Source organism: Mammaliicoccus sp. L-M44 (genome assembly GCF_022386355.1).
Lineage (GTDB): Bacteria > Bacillota > Bacilli > Staphylococcales > Staphylococcaceae > Mammaliicoccus > Mammaliicoccus sciuri_A.
Genome location: NZ_JAJNIU010000074.1, coordinates 1 through 407 on the forward strand (window position 1 = coordinate 1; position 407 = coordinate 407).

The window sequence follows — 407 nt, forward strand, 5'->3', positions numbered from 1 at the left end:
AACTAGAAAAAGAAAATAAACAGCTAAAAATGGAAAACGATATTTTAAAGCAAGCCGCGCTGATAATCGGACGAAAATAGATGTGATAAATAAGAATACTCACAAATATTTAGTATCAGCAATGTGCAAAGTCCTACAAATGCCAAGAAGTACCTACTATTACCACCAAAATAATCAACATAAAGTTAATAAAGAAAACAATGATGAGATATTAGCAGATGAAATTGAAGATATATTCATTTCTAATCGACGATGTTATGGTACACGTAAAATAAAAATTGCCTTAACGAAACGAGGACTATATGTGTCTAGGCGTAAGATTGGTGTATTAATGAAACAAAGAAACTTAGTTTCTACTTATACAAAGATGAAATTTAAAGTAACATCAAGCAAGGTAAACCAATCTA

1 protein-coding gene and 1 pseudogene are annotated in these 407 nt (G+C 30.0%); both read left to right on the forward strand.

What is annotated here, in order from left to right; translation table 11 throughout:
• Positions 1-163 (forward strand): annotated as a pseudogene (locus tag LQ611_RS14310) (IS3 family transposase); the annotation flags it as partial.
• Positions 140-407: IS3 family transposase (locus LQ611_RS13965; protein WP_481817048.1), on the forward strand; the 268-nt coding region annotated here is incomplete at its 3' end. The pseudogene LQ611_RS14310 and the gene LQ611_RS13965, both read left to right, overlap by 24 nt.